At 75.4% G+C, this 18,422-nt stretch carries 15 protein-coding genes; 7 read left to right on the top strand and 8 right to left on the bottom strand.

Annotated elements, in window-relative coordinates:
• Positions 1 to 13: 13 nt before the first annotated feature.
• Together F593_RS0107780 and F593_RS0107775 are read right to left on the bottom strand one after the other, a co-directional pair.
• Entirely contained in the window at positions 14 to 622 is a 609-nt protein-coding gene (locus F593_RS0107780; RefSeq protein WP_022928193.1) for a response regulator transcription factor, read from the bottom strand.
• Positions 619 to 1,770 (bottom strand): sensor histidine kinase, encoded by a 1,152-nt coding sequence (locus F593_RS0107775; protein WP_022928192.1) that lies wholly within the window; start codon positions 1,768 to 1,770, stop codon positions 619 to 621. The genes F593_RS0107780 and F593_RS0107775 overlap by 4 nt, the downstream gene beginning before the upstream one ends.
• A 212-nt stretch (positions 1,771 to 1,982) precedes the next feature.
• Between F593_RS0107775 and F593_RS0107770 the strand changes: the two genes are divergently transcribed.
• Together F593_RS0107770 and F593_RS0107765 are read left to right on the top strand one after the other, a co-directional pair.
• Complete coding sequence (locus F593_RS0107770; protein ID WP_022928191.1) at positions 1,983 to 3,098, top strand: cellulase family glycosylhydrolase; 1,116 nt, start codon at positions 1,983 to 1,985, stop codon at positions 3,096 to 3,098.
• Between the two features lie 203 nt (positions 3,099 to 3,301).
• Positions 3,302 to 4,771: a dihydrolipoyl dehydrogenase family protein gene (locus F593_RS0107765; RefSeq protein ID WP_022928190.1), complete on the top strand. Its 1,470-nt coding sequence runs from the start codon at positions 3,302 to 3,304 to the stop codon at positions 4,769 to 4,771.
• A 15-nt stretch (positions 4,772 to 4,786) separates the two neighbouring features.
• On the opposite strand, the gene F593_RS0107760 is transcribed toward F593_RS0107765, so the two are convergent.
• Positions 4,787 to 7,723, bottom strand: coding sequence for a neutral/alkaline non-lysosomal ceramidase N-terminal domain-containing protein (locus tag F593_RS0107760; RefSeq protein WP_022928189.1), 2,937 nt, complete (start codon positions 7,721 to 7,723; stop codon positions 4,787 to 4,789).
• A gap of 188 nt (positions 7,724 to 7,911) precedes the next feature.
• Here F593_RS0107760 and F593_RS0107755 point away from each other — a divergent pair, with 188 nt between their 5' ends.
• The gene (locus F593_RS0107755) at positions 7,912 to 9,327 is read left to right on the top strand and encodes an FAD-dependent oxidoreductase (protein WP_022928188.1); all 1,416 of its coding nucleotides are present in this window, start codon (positions 7,912 to 7,914) and stop codon (positions 9,325 to 9,327) included.
• 96 nt (positions 9,328 to 9,423) lie between these two features.
• Here the strand turns inward: F593_RS0107755 and F593_RS0107750 are convergent, their stop codons facing one another.
• From F593_RS0107750 to F593_RS23395, 3 genes are all read right to left on the bottom strand, one after another.
• Positions 9,424 to 10,047 carry a VOC family protein gene (locus F593_RS0107750; protein ID WP_022928187.1) on the bottom strand — a complete coding sequence of 208 codons (624 nt, stop codon included), beginning with the start codon at positions 10,045 to 10,047 and terminating at the stop codon, positions 9,424 to 9,426.
• Entirely contained in the window at positions 10,044 to 10,997 is a 954-nt protein-coding gene (locus F593_RS23400) for a VOC family protein (RefSeq protein WP_022928186.1), read from the bottom strand. The genes F593_RS0107750 and F593_RS23400 overlap by 4 nt, the downstream gene beginning before the upstream one ends.
• Positions 10,998 to 11,150: 153 nt before the next feature.
• Positions 11,151 to 11,504 carry a helix-turn-helix transcriptional regulator gene (locus F593_RS23395; protein WP_022928185.1) on the bottom strand — a complete coding sequence of 118 codons (354 nt, stop codon included), beginning with the start codon at positions 11,502 to 11,504 and terminating at the stop codon, positions 11,151 to 11,153.
• A 147-nt stretch (positions 11,505 to 11,651) separates the two neighbouring features.
• Here F593_RS23395 and F593_RS0107735 point away from each other — a divergent pair, with 147 nt between their 5' ends.
• Together F593_RS0107735 and F593_RS27950 are read left to right on the top strand one after the other, a co-directional pair.
• Positions 11,652 to 12,881 carry an ice-binding family protein gene (locus F593_RS0107735; RefSeq protein ID WP_084629730.1) on the top strand — a complete coding sequence of 410 codons (1,230 nt, stop codon included), beginning with the start codon at positions 11,652 to 11,654 and terminating at the stop codon, positions 12,879 to 12,881.
• On the top strand, positions 12,878 to 13,531 hold the full coding sequence (locus tag F593_RS27950) for a L,D-transpeptidase (protein ID WP_051160458.1): 654 nt from the start codon (positions 12,878 to 12,880) through the stop codon (positions 13,529 to 13,531). Before F593_RS0107735 ends, F593_RS27950 begins: the two co-directional genes overlap by 4 nt.
• A 94-nt stretch (positions 13,532 to 13,625) precedes the next feature.
• On the opposite strand, the gene F593_RS0107725 is transcribed toward F593_RS27950, so the two are convergent.
• Positions 13,626 to 15,839 carry an NADP-dependent isocitrate dehydrogenase gene (locus F593_RS0107725; RefSeq protein ID WP_022928184.1) on the bottom strand — a complete coding sequence of 738 codons (2,214 nt, stop codon included), beginning with the start codon at positions 15,837 to 15,839 and terminating at the stop codon, positions 13,626 to 13,628.
• Positions 15,840 to 16,046: 207 nt separating this feature from the next.
• Between F593_RS0107725 and F593_RS0107720 the strand changes: the two genes are divergently transcribed.
• Positions 16,047 to 16,601 carry a flavodoxin domain-containing protein gene (locus F593_RS0107720; RefSeq protein WP_022928183.1) on the top strand — a complete coding sequence of 185 codons (555 nt, stop codon included), beginning with the start codon at positions 16,047 to 16,049 and terminating at the stop codon, positions 16,599 to 16,601.
• A 309-nt stretch (positions 16,602 to 16,910) separates the two neighbouring features.
• Complete coding sequence (locus F593_RS27945) at positions 16,911 to 17,606, top strand: universal stress protein (RefSeq protein WP_022928182.1); 696 nt, start codon at positions 16,911 to 16,913, stop codon at positions 17,604 to 17,606.
• Positions 17,607 to 17,615: 9 nt separating this feature from the next.
• On the opposite strand, the gene F593_RS0107710 is transcribed toward F593_RS27945, so the two are convergent.
• Positions 17,616 to 18,296, bottom strand: a complete 681-nt coding sequence (locus tag F593_RS0107710) for a response regulator transcription factor (RefSeq protein ID WP_022928181.1) — start codon at positions 18,294 to 18,296, stop codon at positions 17,616 to 17,618.
• Between the last annotated feature and the right edge of the window lie 126 nt (positions 18,297 to 18,422).

Raw genomic sequence — 18,422 nt, 5'->3', positions numbered from 1 at the left:
CCGTCGGGTGGGTCTACAGCAGCCCGAGCTGGTCGGCCGTGCGGACGGCCTCGGCACGGTTTCGCACTTCCAGCTTGCGGTAGAGCGAGCTCGTGTGCTCCTTCACCGTGTGCGGCGAGAGGTGCAGCGTGCCGGCGATCTCGGGGTTCGTGGCGCCCGTGGCGATGAGGCCCAGGATCTCCCGCTCGCGCGGGCTGAGGCCGGCGGGCGTCGCCGGGCCGGCGGTGCCCTCGAAGACCGTGCGGCCGGCGGCCACGGCGCGCACGGCGCGGCAGACGTCGGCGGCGGGCCAGTCCTTCGGCACGAAGCCCGAGGCCCCGGCGGCGCGCGCGGCGGCGGCCGAGATGCGGCCGGCGCCGGAGAGCAGGAGCACCTTCGTGCGCGGCTCGACGGTGCGCAGGCGCTCGCAGAGCTCCGCGCCGGACTCCGTGCCGAGGAAGAGGTCGACGAGGGCCACGTGGGGGGCGTAGCGGTCGGCGAGCTCCACAGCCTCCTGGCCGTTGTGGGCGCTGAGGCAGCGCGCCACCCAGGGCTGCCCCGAGAGCAGGGCCCGCAGGCCCCAGTGCACGACCTCGTGGTCGTCCACCAGCAGTACCACCGTCCGTCCCACCTCGCGCGTCATCGCACGCCTTCCTGATCGTCCGTCGCCGGCAGGAGCAACCGCACCCGCCAGCCGTTCTCTCCGCGTGACCCGAACTCGAGCAGGCCACCGGCCTGCAGCGCCTCGACGGCCGCGAGCCGCAGCCCGAGGCCCGAGGTGCCGCGCTCCGTGCCGCGCGCGCCGTCGGAGTCGATCGTCATCGCCAGGGCGTCGTCCAGGCGGCGCAGCGTCACGTGCAGCACCGTCGGCTCGCCGTGCTTGAGCGCGTTGCGCACGGCCTCGCCGAGGACGGACTGCGCCAACGACTCGAAGGACTGCGGGACCTCGACGCCGGGCTCGAGGTCGGCGCGCAGCTCCACGGTGTCGTGGGCGCGCCGGAGCCGCTCCACCTCCTCGGCCAGGCGCATCGCCGTCGGCGCGCCGGTCTGGAGGCGCGGGCCGTGCAGCAGCTGGCGCAGGTCGGCCTGCGTGGCCTCGATCTCGACGCGGGCGCGCTCGCGGGCCTCGCCCTCGAGCGGGGCGTCCGAGGCGAGGACGAGCCCCAGGCCGAAGAGCCGCTGGATCACCTGCTCGTGCACCTGGCGCACGAGGGTCAGCCGGTGCTCGAGCTGGCGGGCCTGCTCCTGGTGGCGCGTCGCGCGGCGGGCCTCGGCGGCGAACGCGACGACCTTGCCGGCGATCCAGAGGGCGTCGCGCTCCGCGGCGGGCAGCGGCTCGCCCGTCGTCTGCTCGACGACCATGACGCCGTACCAGCTGCCGCCGGCGGCGATCGGGACGTAGGCGAGGTCGCCCTCCGGCAGCTCGGCGAGGTCGGGGCGGCCGAAGCCGCCACCGGGCGTGTCGAGCGCGTCGACGACGCGGTCCTCCTCGAGCGCCACGCGGGAGAGCGGGGCGTCCTCGAGGGCCACGCCCTCGGGCGGGAAGCGGTCGCGGTCTATGCGGTAGGCGCCGACCGGGCGCACGCGCCGACGGCCCTCGTCGTAGAGGAACATCACGGCCCGGTCGACGTTGACCGCGGAGCAGACGGCCTCGCAGAGGCCGCTGTAGAAGCTGGCGCTCTCCGGCGTGGCCTCCTCCATCCCGGCCATCGCGCGCACGAAGACGCCGAGGGCGTCCGCGGCGAGGACGGCCGCGGACTGGTGCGGGACTGACGCGGCGTCGGAGGACATCCCATCCAGGGTAGCCCCGTGCGGGTGCGCACAGGACCGGCGCTGCACGAACCCGACGATCGGCGGTCCCGTCCCTGCCGGCCTCCGTCCGTCGCATCGTCCGTGGACGACGGACGATGCGTGCACCCCGGCCCCCGGAGCGATGCCGGCGGCAACCTGGAATTTCGGATGCACACCGATACCTTTCGCTCCGCGGGGTGTCTTATAGGGACATGACTCGCAACCGAGCCACACTTGCCCTGGCCACCGCCGCCACCTCCGCACTCGTCCTGCTGCCCGCAGGCGCCGCGAACGCGAAGGTCGTGAAGGGGCTGCAGGACCAGGAGATGACCGTCAACAAGCCCGAGCTCGCCTCGGCGTTCTTCACGGACGCGAAGGCGGCGAAGGTCGGGATGCTCCGCTTCAACACCCGGTGGGACGGCAAGTCGTCGTCCCCGGACGGCGGCCAGGTCGCCCAGATCCGCGCCGCCATCGAGCAGGGCGTCGGCAACGGCATCAAGACCGCCGTCGTCTCGCCCAACATCTCGGGCGACGAGTCCTTCAACCCGCGCGGCAAGAAGAAGGGCCCGACGGCCGCATCGAAGATCTCGTCCTCGGCGTACAAGACGTACATCCAGACGCTCGCCGTCAGCCTCAAGGGCACCGGCGCGACGATCTACTACGCCCCGGTCAACGAGCCCAACTGGTACCGCCACATCCCGAAGCGCGGTGGCGCGGCGCTCTACCGCAAGCTCCACAACATCGCCTACACCGAGATCAAGAAGGTCGATCCGAAGGCGAAGATCCTCTTCGGCGAGCTCCTGCCGTACGACCGCGAGCTCTCGAGGAACTACCCCAACGGGCAGTCCGTCGACGCCGGCAAGTTCACGCGCGACGTGCTGGGCCTGACGTCGAGCTGGAAGGCGAAGGGCAGCACCAAGACCTACACCGTCAAGGCCGACGGCGTCTCGCTCCACACGTACGACTTCAAGGCCGACCCGCGCAAGAAGCGCAAGGACCGCGACGACTGGACGCAGGCCAACCTCGGCTACGCGAAGTCCGACCTGAAGAAGGCCGCGAAGACCAAGCGCCTGTCCTCCTCGGCCGCCGGCCGGATCTACCTGACCGAGTTCGCGTACAAGACCACGGGCAAGGACAAGGTCTCGACGTCGAAGGCGTCCTCGTACCTCAAGCGCGCGTGGGCCATCGCCGAGAAGCAGAAGGTCCGCTCGTTCGTCTGGTACCAGCTGCGCGACCCGCAGGCCGCCGACGAGCAGTGGAAGTCGGGGCTGAAGTCGAGCACGGGCGGGTCCCGCAAGACCTGGACCACGTTCCGCGGCCTGAAGTAGGCCCGGGCCGGCGGCCGCGCCGGCCCCACCGCAGCACCCACGGACGCCGCCCTCCCCGGGCGGCGTCCGTCGTTCTGCCCCATGCCGCGCGTCGCCACCCCGTCGACGGCCCCGGCCCCCCGTGCGGCGTGTCGCTCCCCGCGCGTGCACCGTCCGGATCCCGCCGGGGGCGAGTCCGACGGGCGATCCGCTACGAATGGTCGGTGGGAGGCCCGGTGCCGCCCGTCGCCCGGATCCGGCGCGACGACCCGATGGAGGAGCAGCACGTGCACGAGACAGAGGCCGACGTGGTGGTGCTGGGCGCAGGCCCGGCGGGCGAGGTGGCCGCGGGCCGCCTGGCGGAGGGCGGCCTGGACGTCGTGCTCGTCGAGGACCGGCTGGTCGGCGGCGAGTGCTCCTACTGGGGCTGCATGCCCTCCAAGGCGCTGCTGCGGCCCGTCGAGCTGCTCGCCGAGACCCAGCGGGTCCCGGGCGTGCGCGAGCTCGTCCACGGCACGCTCGACCCCCAGGTGGTGCTCGACCGCCGCGACGAGGTGATCCATGAGCTCGACGACAGCGCGCAGCTGCCGTGGCTGCAGGAGCGCGACATCCGCCTCGTGCGCGGCCGCGGCGTCCTGACGGCGGAGCGCACCGTCGAGGTCTCCGACGCCGACGCCGAGCGGCCGAAGGAGCGGATCGTGGCCCGGCGCGCCGTCGTCATCGCCGTCGGCACGAGCCCCGCGTTCCCGCCCGTCGAGGGCCTGCGGGACGCCGCGGGCTGGACGAACCGCGAGGCGACGACCGCCGACGAGGTCCCCGCGACCCTGACCGTCATGGGCGGCGGGCCGATCGGCGCCGAGCTCGCCGTGGCCTGGGCGTCGCTCGGCGCGCGCGTGACCCTGCTGGAGCAGGGCCCGCGGCTGCTCGCGAAGGAGGAGCCCTACGCGGGCGAGGAGGTCGCCCAGGGCCTGCGGGCGATGGGGATCGACGTGCGCACGGGCGTGAAGGTCGTGTCGGCAACGCGGAGCGGCGACCGTCCCGTCGTCGTGCTGGAGGGCGGGGAGCACGTCGAGGCGGACGAGCTGCTCGTCGCCGCGGGCCGCGCGCCGAACACGGCAGGCCTCGGGCTCGACGCGGTCGGCGTGGCCCCGGACGAGCACGGGTGGCTCGGCACGGACGAGCACCTGCGCGTCGGCGGCCGGGAGTGGCTCTACGCCGTCGGCGACGTGAACGGCCGCGCGCTCCTGACCCACCAGGGCAAGCGCCAGGCGCGCGTGGCGTCGGCGCACGTGCTCGGCGACGCGTCCTCCGCGCTGGGCCCCCACGAGCCCGACGGCGCGCAGAGCCCGCGGGTGACGTTCACGGAGCCGCAGGTCGCGGCCGTCGGGCTGACGCTCGAGGACGCGCTCGCCGCCGGCATCGACGCCGTCGCGGTCGACGTGCCCTCGGACGGCAACGCCGGGGCGAGCTTCGTCGGGAAGGACGCGGGCGGGACGACGCGGTTCGTGGTCGACCGCACGGCGGACGTCCTCGTCGGTGCCACGTTCGTCGGCGCCGCGGTGGCGGAGCACCTGCACGCCGCCACGATCGCCGTGACCGCCCGGGTGCCGCTGGCCCTCATCGACCAGGCGACCCCCGTGTTCCCCACCCGCACCGAGATCTGGCTGCGGCTCATCGAGCGCCGGCCGCGGTAGCCCCCGGACCGCCCGTCACCGCACCGTCACCGCCGAGCCGTTGACGTTGCCGTCCGGGTCGCGGACGCCGCCCGCCGGCACCACGACCTCGGAGCCCACCGGCGCGTCGACGGTCGCCACGCCGTCGCCGCCGACGGGGACCTCGACCTCGCGACCGCCGACCCGGAACGCGACCGTCCCGGCCCCGAGGATCGACGGGCGCGCGATGAGGTCGACGTTGAGCTCGGGGACGGGGAAGCCGACCTGCACGGCGGCCTTCCCCTCCGGTGCGTCGCGGCGGCGGACCTCGAGCGCCGTGCTGCGCGCGAGGCCGAAGTCCGCCGAGGTCAGGGCGTAGCCGCGGGCCGTGACGACGAAGCGGTAGCGCCCGAGCGGGGCGTTCTCCGGCGGGTTCCAGGTCGCGGTGTGCCGGCCGTCCTCCCCCACGCGCCACGCGATCGCGACGCCGAGGTCGTTGTCGGCCGCCACCCAGCCGGCGTCCGTACGCCGCTCCACCGTCACGAACGCCGTGTCGACCGGCTTGTCGGCGCCCGTCGGATCACCGGACCAGGAGACGGTGGCGCGGCCGAGCCGCTCGACGTCGGTGGGCTGCGCGAGCACCCGGCCCGCCGCGGCGCCGGCGGGGTACGCCGGGCCGTCGGCCCGGACCCCGTTGGACGCGTCGTAGGGGCGCTCCTCGAGCCCGCCGCCCGCGCCGGCGAGCGCCGCCCCGAGCTCACCGGCGCGGTCGGTGAGGAACGTGCCCTGGTGCCGGCCGAAGACCGTCGAGGCGCCCTCGTACTGCTGGGTGTCGTACTCCTCCGGGGTGGTGATGTAGTTGAGGTAGTCGTTCGCCAGGCCCGCGACGGTGACGCGCCGGACGCCGGCCCCCTTGGCGGCTTCGAGCACCGCCGCCCGCGCCCGCTCCCCCACGCCGATCGTCGGCTCGCCGGGCACCGTCACGATGGCGCCGTCGCCGATCCGGGCGAGGGTCATGGGAGAGGCCTCGGACCAGGTGCCGATGGGGACGACCAGCTTGTTGCCGTGCGCGGGGTCCAGGGGCAGGCCCTTCCAGCCCTCGAAGGAGATCCGGGTGATGTCGTAGAGCGGGCCGCGGCCCTCCTCGGAGCCCGTGAGGAACGGGACCCCGATCTGCGGCCGCTTCGCGACGCGGCCACCGTCGCTCGTGGCGCGCCCGCAGAAGCAGAATCGCGTCCACTCCACGTCGAACTCGGGGGTGGCGCTGAGCCGGGCCTCGGCGTCCTGCCACGCGCGGAAGAACGCGTCGCCCTCCGTGCGCCCGACGAGGTCGGCGCCGGCGGGTCCGTGGTGGTCCATCCCGGCGGACTGGTCGCCCTGGTCGGCGCTGCCGTAGACGCCGATCACCGGCTGGTCGGCAGGCACCCCCGCCGCGGCCCGGACGTGGGTCTCGAACTGCAGCGCGGCCACGCCGCCGTGGTCCGCGCTGTAGAGGCCGAACTCCGCCTTCACGACCGTGCCGTGGTTGGCGAAGTTCGCCCAGCCCCCCATCGGCATGCGGCCGTCCTTCGCGCACGGCTGGTCGGCCGCGCGCTCCGCGGCACGCCCGGACTCGCGCGCCCCCGCGGCGAGCTCGTCCGCGGTCGTCGCCAGGCGGCCGGCGGCGTCCCGGAGGCGCCGCGACGCCGCCGCGTCCCGGCGCGCGGTCTGCGCGTACCGCCGCGCGCGCACCCCGAGGCGCTGCGACCGGCGGGCGGCGACGCGGGCCCGCCGGCGCAGGGCGGGAGCCTTCCGGGCGCGGCGGCGGGACGCGGCCGTCGAGCGGACGCCGCGGCGGGGCGTGGCCGCCGCCCGGGCCCGTCGGGCGGCCCGGCGGGCCCTGGTCGCGGTCCGCGCGGAGGTGCGGGCCTTGCGCCGGGCGACCGCGGCCCGGCGACGCGTCGTCGCGGCCCGCCGGCCGGCCACCTCGGCGGCGCGCCGGGCCTCGGTGGCGCGGCGCGCGGCGACGTCGGCCCGCTCCCGGGCCTCGCCCGCCAACCGGGCCGCGCGCGCGACCTCGTCCGTGCAGGTCGGGCCGGTCAGCCGGTCGACGCGCAGCACGTCGACGTTCGCGTTGATCGTCCGCTCGTAGGGGACCTTGGCCGGATCCGTCGTGTCGAAGTCCGCCAGGCGTGCCGGGAGGCTGCGGTTGCGGGTCAGCCCGCGCAGCTCCGTGTGGCCCCACGCGGCCGCGGCCGGGCCCATCGTCGCCGCGGCCCGACGGATCGCTGCGGCGATCTGGTCGACGATGAAGGTGTAGAGCTGCGGGTCGGCCGGGGACGGGGCGATCAGCCCCGCCAGGCTGGTCGGGTCGGACAGGATCATCTCGAGGCCGGGGGCCGCGGTGTTCAGGGTCGACTCGTTCGCGTAGCCGCCCGTCCCGGAGTGGGTGTGGGTGGCGGAGAGGACGATCGTGCGCTCGCTCAGCCCGAGGTCGGCCACCTTCGTGGCCACCGCCTGCTGCAGGCCCTGGGGGACGGCGAAGTCGGCCATGGAGACCAGCGCCATCCGCCGGCCGCCCCGCTCGAGCACGAGGGCGCTCGCCGTCAGCCTGGTCGAGACCCCGCGGCCCACCCGGTCCGCCCGGGTCCAGCCGCCGAGGAAGTAGCCGACCTTGGGCGGGGTCAGGTCGGCGCGGCCCACCCCGGCCCGCAGCGCGTCGGCGGGCACGGACGCCGGCCCGGCCGGCGGCGGGGCCGGGAGGTACGACGCCGGCGGGGCGGTACCCGCCGTCGCCCGGAGTCCCGCGGCACCCGGGGTCGCCGCCTGTGGTCGCACGGCGCGGGTCGCGGCCTTGGCCTCCGCCTCTTCCTCCGCGAGGCCGTGCGCACCGGCTCCCGCGGGTGCGACCGCGGCGGCGAGCGCCGCGAGCAGCCCGAGGACGAGCAGCCGGCCGGCGGTCCGGCGGTGCGCGGCCGGGGCGTCGGTGGTGGGGGTCGCCTGGACGAACGCCATGGCCGACCGTACGCCGCACGCGGGGTACACCGCAAGGGTGGATGTCCCACCACCGCCGGGTGGCGGAGGCCGCCGCGCACGCCGCCCCCGCGACGGGCTGCCGTACGATGGAAGGGCGACCGAACACGCGGCCGCCTCCCCGCCCCGGCGCGGAGCGGCCCGGCCCGCCAGCCCCCCGAGGAGCATCCGTGAGCGACCAGAACGAGACCCCCGTCCGCCCGCTGAAGGTGGCGATCGTCGGCGCCGGCCCCGCCGGCTTCTACGCCGCCGGCCAGCTGCTCGCGCAGAAGGACGTCGCCTGCGAGGTCAACCTCTTCGACCGCCTGCCCGCCCCGTACGGTCTCGTGCGCTTCGGCGTCGCCCCGGACCACCCGAAGATCAAGTCCGTCATCCGCGTCTTCGAGAAGACCGCGAAGAAGGACGGCTTCCGGTTCTTCGGCAACGTCGAGATCGGCACGCACGTCACGCACGACGAGCTCGCCGAGCGCCACGACGCCGTGATCTACACGACGGGCGCGTCCCACGACCGCCGGCTCGGGCTGCCCGGCGAGGACCTGCCCGGATCGCACCCGGCCACGGACTTCGTCGCCTGGTACAACGGCCACCCCGACGCCGCCCACCTGCAGTTCGACCTGACCGGCAAGCGCGCGGTCGTGGTCGGCAACGGCAACGTCGCGGTCGACGTCGCCCGGATGCTCGCGCTGACGGAGGACGAGCTGCGCGAGACGGACACCGCGGACCACGCGATCGAGGCGCTGGCGGCGTCGAACATCGAGGAGATCGTCGTCCTCGGCCGCCGCGGCATCGCGCAGGCGGCGTTCACGAACCCCGAGCTCCGCGAGCTGGGCGAGATGGCCGAGGCCGACGTGATCGTCGACCCCGCCGAGGTCGCGCTCGACGAGGGGTCCCGTGCCTGGCTGACCCGTGACGGCGCCGACGTGCGCGAGCAGAAGAACGTCGAGATCGCCACGGAGTACTCCACGCGCACGCCCGAGGGCAAGCGCCGGCGCGTCGTCCTGCGGTTCCTCCTCTCCCCCGTGAAGATCGTCGGCGAGGACCGCGTGGAGGGCATCGAGGTCGTCCGCAACAAGCTCGTCGCCGACGACGACGGCTGGCTCACCGCACGGCCGACGAACGAGACCGAGGTCATCCCCTGCGACCTCGTCCTGCGCTCCATCGGCTACCGCGGCCGCCCGCTGCCCGACGTGCCGTTCGACGACGAGCGGGCGACGATCAACAACCTCGACGGCCGCGTCATGGACCCCGAGACGGCCGAGCCGATCCCCGGCGTCTACACGGCGGGCTGGATCAAGCGCGGCCCGTCCGGCGTCATCGGCACGAACAAGAAGTGCGCCACCGACACCGTGACGATGCTGCTGCAGGACGTCGCCGAGGGCCTGCTGCCGACGCCGGCCAAGCGCGACGAGGACGTCGCCGCACTCGTGGCCGAGCGGCGCCCCGAGCACGTGGACTTCGCCGCCTGGAAGCGGATCGACGAGCACGAGCAGGCGCTCGGCGAGCCGCAGGGCCGCCCGCGCGTGAAGCTCGTCTCCGTCGACGAGATGCTCGAGGTCGCGAACGCGACGGCGGCCGCCGCGGACTGACCCGCGGGACGCGCGCCCGCCGGGAGAGCCGGGCGGGCGCGAGGGGTGGACCGGCCGCCGAAGCGCTTCCGGCCGCCGCCCCGGTCCTCCGCCCGCTCAGGTCGCCGGGCGGTCGAGCTCGCTCAGGAGCTCCTCCAGGTCGATGTCGGGCCCGAAGGCGCCCTCGAGGTGCCCCGCGCCGTCGAGCGGCCACCCCTCGACCGGGCGGTCCCACATCAGCTCGAGGTCGTTGCCGTCGGAATCGGAGAGGTAGATCGCCTCGTGCGTGCCGTGGTCGGACCACTGCCGCAGCGGCCAGTCCGCGGCGCGCAGGCGGCGGACGGCGTCCGCCAGCCCGCGGCGGGTCGGGTAGGCGATCGCCACGTGGTGGAGCCCCGTGACGCCGTCCGGCTGCGGTCCGCCGCCCCGGGACTTCCAGGTGTTGAAGCCCAGGTGGTGGTGGTAGCCGCCGGCGGAGAGGAAGAGCATGTCCCCCGTGGTCCCCCAGCCCGGCACGTCGCGCGCCTCGCTCACCACGTCGAAGCCGAGGACGTCGACGTAGAACGCCTTGACCCGGTCGATGTCGGCGGTGCGCAGGTGCACGTGGCCGATGCGGGCACCGGGGTCGATCGGGTCGGCCGCGCGGGTGCGCGGGGTGATGCCGCCCTGGGCGCCGGGGGCCGCTCGCTCGTCCGGGGCCGCCGGCTCGTCCGGGGCCGCCCGCTCGTCCGGGGCGCTCATGCGTCCCGCCCCTCGCGCACCGTGAGCAGCAGGGCGTTGCCCGACGGGTCCGCCACCCGGTACGCCCCCTCGCGGTCCTCGGCCCGGCGCACGTCGTGGCCCGCGGCGGTCAGGCGCTCCACGGCAGCGCCGAGCGCCTCGCGGCCCGGCAGCCCGAACGTGAAGAAGCGCAGGCCCGCCGTGTCGGCCGGCGGCCGCTGCGCGTTGCGACCGTGCCAGACGTTGAAGGCGACGAGGTGGGGCGTCCAGCCGTCGACGGTCGTGTCGGCCATGCCGATGCCGCGGGCGAACATGTGGGGGTCGAGCCCGAGGCCGTCGGCGTAGAACGCCATCGCCTCGTCGAGGTCGTTCACGTGCAGGTGGATGTGGCCGACCGTCGTGCCGGCGGGCATCGGGCGGTCGACGTCGCGGTCCTCGGGAAGGTGCGCGAACACCGCTTCGAGATCGAGCGGATCGCGGCCGGAGCGGCGGATCCCGTCCGCGTCGATCACCGCGTAGTCGCTCTCGGAGTAGTCCAGGCGGCCCACGCGCTCCGGGGTCTCGAGGGCGATCTCGATGCCGTTGCCGTCCGGGTCGTCCAGGTACGTCGTCTTCGTGAACCAGTGGTCCGTCGGCGCGTTGGGCCAGCGGCGGGTGAACAGCCGGCCCAGGACGCGGGCGAACTCCTCGTCCGTCTGGACGTGGATGGCCAGGTGGTAGAGGCCGGTCCGGCGAGCGGCGACCGGACCGGCCGCCCCCGGGTGCAGGACGACGAGCTCCCGCCCGCCGGCCCCCATCCGCAGCTCGTGCGCGTCCGGGTCCAGCAGCTCGAGGCCCAGGACGCCCTGCCAGAACGCGAGCGCCCGGGCACGGTCCGTGACCGCGAGGTGGACGGCGCCGAGGCCGGGCCGGCCGGCAGGCAGGCCGGGCAGCGGGCGCTCGGTGGGCGGGTGGGTGTCGGTCTGACTCACGGCTGCTCCTCGCGCCCGCTCGGTGCTCGTCGGGCCACCGGACGCGGGCCGCTCGACCCCTCGAGCGTAGCGCGGACTAGTTGCGTGCGCAAGTACCACACCCCGGGTCCGCGGGCCGGGATCCGCGGCGTCGGCGGCCACGGCGCCCGCCGCTCACCCTCCGTCGCGCCCCTCGTCCTCGAGTACGTCCACGACTCCCAGCACCGAGAGGAGCGCCCCCACGCGGCCGTCGCGGACCATCGCGTCCGGCAGCGGCTCGTGCGGGTTGACCGTGTAGCGGTTGCGCCGGCCGACGCGCTCGCGGACGAGGTAGCCGGCGCCCTCGAGCTCGGTGACGATCCGGTGCGCCGCGCGCTCCGTGATGCCGACGCGCTCCCCGACCTCGCGCAGCCGGGCGTCGGGATCTGCAGCCACGGCGAGGAGCACCTGCGCGTGGTTCGTCAGGAAGCCCCACGTGGGTTCGCCGGGCGCGGCACCCCCCGGGGACGCTTCGGTGTCACCACTCATGCAGTCGTCCAGTTCTCGGTTTCATGCTTTGGAAAGCATGCTATACCGGACATGCTTCTCGGGTCGACAACTTCGGCGATGCGGTCGGCACTCCCCCACCTCGACGCGCCGCAGCGGCGCGTCCGCCCGGACCCCGGAGGTCCCCGCATGCGCCCCACCCGCACCACCTCGCCCGCCCCGCGGCGTGCCCGACGCCGCGTCGCCGGCTCGGCGCTGGCGGTCTCGGCCGCCGCGATGCTGCTGACGGCATCACCCGCCCTCGCCGCCCAGGCCCCCGTCGGGCTGGGCACGGCCGACCCGTTCGCCGTCCTCGCCGGGTCGGCGGTCACGAACACGGGGCCCTCGACGATCAACGGAAACGTCGGCGTCAGCCCGGGCACGGCCATCACCGGCGGTCCGGAGGCGACGATCAACGGGACGGTGCACGCCGCCGACGCGGTCGCGGGCCAGGCCCAGACCGACCTCGGCACCGCCTACTCGGATGCCGCCGGGCGCACCCCGCCCGTGGCGGTCCCGAGCGAGCTCGGAGGACTCCTCCTCACCCCCGGGGTGTACCGCGCGCCGGCCGATCTCGCCCTGACCGGCGCGCTCACGCTCGACGCCCAGGGCGACCCGAACGCCGTCTTCGTCTTCCAGACCGCGTCGGCCCTCACCACGGCGACGGCCAGCCGCGTCGTGCTGGTCAACGGCGCCCAGGCGTGCAACGTGACGTGGCAGGTCGGCAGCTCCGCCACGCTCGGCACCGGGTCCGTCTTCGTCGGGAACCTGCTCGCGCAGACCTCCATCTCGTTGGGCAGCGGCGTGAACGTGAGCGGCCGGCTCCTGGCCCGCACCGGCGGGGTGACCCTGATCAACGACACGGTCTCGGCCGCCCGCTGCGCACCCGGCACCGGACCCGGATCCTCCGCGGGCGCGGGTGGCGGCGACGGCGGCGGGACGGGCCCCGGCGGCGGCGGGACGGGCGACGGCGCGGCCGACGGGAGCGCCCCGGCACCCGCTGCCGGGCCGGCCGTCCCCCCGGGCCGGGGCTCCGCGATCCTGACCACCACGCCGCGGACCACCTCCTCCCGCATCGCGCGCTACGGCACCAGCCGCTGCGTCGGCGGCCGGTTCTCCGTCGTCGTCACCGGACGCTCCATCCGTCGGGTGGTCTTCTTCCTGGACGACCGGACGATTCGCACCCGCACGCGCGCCCCGTTCCGGGCGAGCATCGTGACGGCGGGCGGCGTGCATCGCGTGACCGCCCGGGTCTTCTACGCCGACGGCACGCGGGCCGCCTCGCTGCGCCTGCGGTTCCGCTCCTGCGCCCCCGTGCGCGCGGCCGTGCCGGACTCCCCGTCCCGTCGGCCGCGCACCCCGCCGGGCTTCGCGGGGTGATCGTCGCCCCCGCGATCCCGCCCTCGCAGGAGACCGTCGCCGTCGTCGCCGCGCACGTCGCGCGGGCGCGCCCGGCCCGGGGCTCCCGGGCCGTTGTGCGGGTGACCGCCCGCCGTCCGATCACGGAGGCCCGCACCGTGCTGCCCGTGCTGGCCCACGCGGTCGACGCCCGGGGTGCGCCGTGGCTGCGGGTGCGGCTGCCCGGCCGGACCCTCGGCGCTCCCGCCACGGCCCGGACGGGATGGATCGTCGCCGCACGCACCCGCCCGGGCAGGACGGGCTGGCACGTCGTCGTCGACGTGGACGCGCGGCGGGTCTCGGCCTACCGCGCCGGACGGCGGGTGCGCCACTGGACCGCCACCGTCGGCGACCGGGCGACCCCGACGCCGCGGGGCGCGTACTTCGTCGAGGAGAACGTCCGCCTCGACGGCGGCCGCACCGCGGGGCCGTTCGCGTTGGCGACGAGCGCCCGCTCCGCGGTCCTGCAGGAGTTCGCGAGCGGGCCGGGACAGATCGCCCTGCACGGCCGGGACGGCATCGGCGGCCCGCTCGGGGTCGCCGCCTCGCACGGCTGCGTCCGGCTGTCGGACGGCGCGGTGCGGTGGCTCGCCGGGCGCCTCCCGCCCGGCGTGCCGGTCACGATCCGCTGAGCCGCGGACCGCGCGGTGGGGCGGGGCCGCCACGGGCGGGCCCCACCGCGCCTTCGGGAGGCCCGTCGGCGCAATGCCGACGAACCCCCGAGCTTCAGACGGCGTCGATCGCCGCGTTGAGCGTGGCGCTTGGGCGCATCGCGGCCGTCGCCTTCTCGCGGTCGACGAAGAAGTAGCCGCCGAGGTCGACGGGCTGCCCCTGCACGGCGGCCAGCTCGGACACGATGGCCTCCTCGTCGGCGGCCAAGCGCTCGGCGATCGGGCCGAAGGCCTGTGCCAGCTCTGCGTCGTCCGTCTGCTTCGCCAGCTCCTGCGCCCAGTACAGAGCGAGGAAGAAGTGGCTCCCCCGGTTGTCGAGCTCGCCGGCGCGACGAGACGGCGACTTGCCGTTCTCGAGCAGCGTGCCCGTCGCGGCGTCGAGCGTGCGGCCCAGGATGCCCGCGCGCGGGTTGTCCGTCTTGTCCGCCAAGAACTCGAGGGAGACCGCCAGGGCGAGGAACTCGCCGAGGGAGTCCCAGCGCAGGTGGTTCTCCTTCACGAGCTGCTGGACGTGCTTCGGGGCCGAGCCGCCGGCGCCCGTCTCGAAGAGGCCACCGCCCTGCATGAGCGGGACGATCGAGAGCATCTTCGCGCTCGTGCCGAGCTCGAGGATCGGGAAGAGGTCCGTCAGGTAGTCGCGCAGCACGTTGCCGGTGACGGAGATCGTGTCCTCGCCGCGGCGAGCGCGGTCGAGCGTGTAGCGCGTCGCGTCGGCGACGTTCTTGATCTCGATCGTCAGGCCGTCCGTGTCGAGCTCACCCAGGTACCGGTGGACCTTCGTGAGGACCTCGGCGTCGTGGGCGCGCGTCTCGTCGAGCCAGAAGACCGCCGGGGCGCCGGTGGCGCGGGCGCGGTCGACGGCCAGGCGGACCCAGTCCTGGACCGGGGCGTCCTTCGTCTGGCAGCCGCGCCAGAGGTCGCCCGCGGCGACCTCGTGCTGGAGCAGCGTCGTGCCGGAGGAGTCGACGACGCGGACGGTGCCCGCCGCGGCGATCTCGAACGTCTTGTCGTGCGAGCCATACTCCTCGGCCTTCTGCGCCATCAGGCCGACGTTCGGGGTCGTGCCCATCGTCGTCGGGTCGAAGGCGCCGTGCTCGCGGCAGAAGTCGATCGTCTCGGCGTAGAGCGGGGCGTAGCTCGAGTCCGGGACGACGTACTTCGCGTCCTGGAGCTCGCCCGCGGCGTTCCACATCTGGCCCGATGTGCGGATCGCCGCCGGCATGGAGGCGTCGATGATGACGTCGCTGGGGACGTGCAGGTTCGTGATGCCGCGGTCCGAGTCGACCATGGCGACGGACGGGGCGTCCTCGTAGGTCTTCGTGATCGCGGCCTCGATCGCGGAGCGCTTGTCCTGCGGCAGCTTCTCCAGCGCCGTGAGGACGGACGCGAGGCCGTCGTTGGGGTCGGCGCCGACGGAGGCGAGGTCGTCCCCGTACTGCGCGAACACGCCGGAGAAGAACTGGCGGACGGCGTGGCCGAAGATGATCGGGTCGGAGACCTTCATCATCGTCGCCTTCATGTGCAGCGAGAAGAGAACGCCCTGCTCCTTGGCGTCCTGGATCTGGGCGCGCAGGAACGCGTCGAGGGCCTCGCGGCGCATGACGGCGCCGTCGAAGATCTCGCCCGCCTTGACCGGCGTGGACTGCTTCAGCACGGTGACGGTGCCGTCGGCGGCGACGTGCTCGATGCGCAGGTCGTCGTCCTGCCCGAGCGTCACGGACGTCTCGGAGTGGCGGAAGTCGCCGTCGTCCATCGTGGAGACGTGGGACTTGGAGTCCTTGGACCAGGCGCCCATGGAGTGCGGGTGCTTCTGGGCGAAGCTCTTGACCGAGGCGGGGGCGCGGCGGTCGGAGTTGCCCTCGCGCAGGACGGGGTTCACGGCGCTGCCCTTGACGGCGTCGTACGCGGCGCGCGCCTGGCGCTCCTCGTCCGTCGACGGGTTCTCGGGGTAGTCCGGGACGGCGAGGCCAGCGTCCTGCAGCTCCTTGATCGCGGCCTTGAGCTGCGGGATCGAGGCGCTGATGTTCGGCAGCTTGATGATGTTCGCGTCGGGCGTCTTGGCGAGGTCGCCGAGCTCGGCCAGCGCGTCGGGGACGCGGCGGTCCTCCGGCAGCAGGTCGGGGAACTGGGCCAGGATGCGGCCGGCGAGCGAGATGTCGCGCGTCTCGACCTCGACACCCGCCTTCCCGGCGAACGCCTCCACGATCGGGAGGAGGGAGTGCGTCGCGAGCGCGGGCGCCTCGTCGGTGTAGGTGTAGATGAGCTTCATGGGGGCTGTCGGCCTGCCTCGGACTCGAAGGTCGTGGGTGCGCGGCGAATGCCGTCCGCCGCAGTCGGACACGCTATCTCCTGGGCGGCGGGGGCCGCCGCGTGCACGGGCTCCGTAGTCCCCCGGCCGCGGACCCGCCCGTCGTGCGGATGTGGCGGGCCGCTCCCCGCGGGAAGGTGGGCGGACCCACCGAGCCCCGGAGACCCCATGACCGCTCCCACCTGCCTCCTCGTCTTCGCCAGCACCCACGGCCACGTACGCCGCATCGCCGAGGCGGTCGCCGACCGGCTCCGCGGCGCCGGTGTCGTCGTCGACGTGCGCGACGTGGAGGACGCCCCGGCGTCGACCGCCGGCTACGACCTCGTCGTCCTCGGCGGATCGATCCACGCCGAGCGCCACCAGGCCCCGCTCGTCGCGTGGATGCGCCGGCACGCCGAGGGCCTCGCCGGCCGCCGCGTCGCCCTCTTCTCCGTCTCGCTCGCCGCGCTGGACCCGACGCCGGACGGCCGGGCGAAGGTCGGGGGCTGGGTCGACGCGCTGCTGGAGGCCACCGGCGTCCGCCCGGACGCGAGGGCGTGCATCGCCGGGGCGCTCCCGTACCGCGACTACGCGCTCCCGACGCGGTGGCTCATGCGGCGGATCGCCAGGAAGCAGGGGCTGCCGACGGACACCTCCCGCAACCACGACCTGACGGACTGGGCCGCCGTGCAGCGCTTCGCCGACGAGGCCGCGGCACTCGTGGCGGTCCGCACGCCGGCCTGACGGACCCCACCGGCGGGGTCCGGTGCGCGAGCCGGCGCGGCCGAGCGCGTGCCGGCGCGAGCCGAGCGCGTGCCGGCGCGGGGCGAGCGCGTGCCGGCGCGGGGCGAGCGCGTGCCGGACGGGGCGAGCGCGTGCCGGACGGGGCGAGCGCGTGCCGGACGGGCGGGCACGCGCGGGCGCGCGGCAAAGCCCGGAATGGCGTTGCGGACTTCTACGGACGGGGCCCGCGGGGCACCCGGATGATGCACCGGCCGACCTGACCTACCGTGGAGTACCCCCCGTTCCCCGACCCCCGAGAGGAGCACCAACGTGCAGGACCACATCGTCGTGGGCTACGACGGCAACGCCGGAGGCGCGGACGCCCTGGCCCTCGCGGGCGTGCTCGCGGACGTCGCCCGGGTGCCCACCCACATCACGGTGGTCGCGGCCTATCCGCACGATCCGGCCGCCCCGGCCCTGCGTGCGCTCCCCGACGGATACGAGGGTGCGCTGCGCGCCGACGCCGAGCGCCGCCTGGAGGGCGCGCGCCGGTTCCTGGGCGATCGCCCCGAGGTGGATGCGGTGGTCCGCCGCGGCGTCACGGTCAGCGCCGCCCTGCAGCGGGTCGCCGCCGAGACCGGCGCCGGGGTCCTGGTGGTCGGCCGCAGCCACACCGGCCCCGTGGGCCGCACGTTCGTGGGCAGCGTCACCGAGCAGGTCCTCGGCGGCGCCCCGTGCGCCGTGGCCGTCGCCCCGCGCGGCTACGCCGACGAGGATCGGAGCCGGCCGGAGATCGCCGTCGCCGGCCTCGATCGCGAGGGCCGCGTGCGCGCCGGCGACGCCGCGACCGTCCTCGCCGCCGTGGCGCACGCCGGGCTCAGCGCCGTGGGGACCGACCGTCCCGCGCGCCGGGTCGGCGTGGCGCTGCCCGACGCCGACCCCGTGCGCCACGCCGCGCTGCCGGTGCTCGTGCTCCCCGCCGCGCTGCCGCGCGCCGGGACGACGCGTCGTGCCGGCGCGGCCTGAGCCGCCGCCTCAGGCGCTGCTGCGCCCGGAGCCGATGAGGTCGTGCTGGAGCGCGTAGGCGACGAGCTCGGCGCGCGTCGTGCGCCGCAGCTTCTGCTGGATGTGCGCGCGGTGCGACTCGACCGTGCGGACGGAGAGGAACAGCTGGGCGCCGATCTCGGTGTTCGTGTGGCCCAGGGCGATGAGCCGCAGGACCTCGAGCTCGCGCGCCGAGAGGTCGTCCGGCGGGCCGGAGCGCTCCGGGGCCGCCGCGATCTTGGCGCCGAGCGACGGATGCAGGTAGGTGCCGCCGGTCAGCGCCAGGCGGATCGCCTGCACCAGCTCGGTGCTCGCCGCCTCCTTGAGCACGTAGCCGAGCGCTCCCGCCCGCAGCGCCTCGCGGGCGAAGGCGGGGTCCTCCTGCATCGTGAGCACGACGACGGCGGTGCCGGGCGAGGCCGCGAGCATCTGCGGGATCGCGGGCAGGCTCGAACCGCCGGGCATGTTCAGGTCGAGCACGAGGACGTCGGGCTTGTGCCCGAGCACCATCCGCGTCGCGGACTCCACGTCGGCGGCCTCGGCCACGATCTCCATGTCGGGCTCGCCCTCGAGGACGAGCCGGAGCCCGCTGCGGACGACCTCGTGGTCGTCGGCGAGCGCGATCCGCACGCTCGCGGGGGCGGTGGGGGCGTCGGCCTCGGCGCTCGGCATCCCCCGGCACGGTACCCGGGTCGCCCCTGTCGGGGCACCGGGGCCGCCCTCACGGCGGTCCGGGGAAACTACGGAGCGCCGCCGAGCGCTCGGTAGTTCCCCGCACGAGGTCTGCGGATGCGGCCG

Source organism: Patulibacter americanus DSM 16676 (assembly GCF_000420025.1).
In the GTDB taxonomy this organism is placed as follows: domain Bacteria; phylum Actinomycetota; class Thermoleophilia; order Solirubrobacterales; family Solirubrobacteraceae; genus Patulibacter; species Patulibacter americanus.
This window is presented reverse-complemented; position numbering and strand designations above follow the sequence as displayed.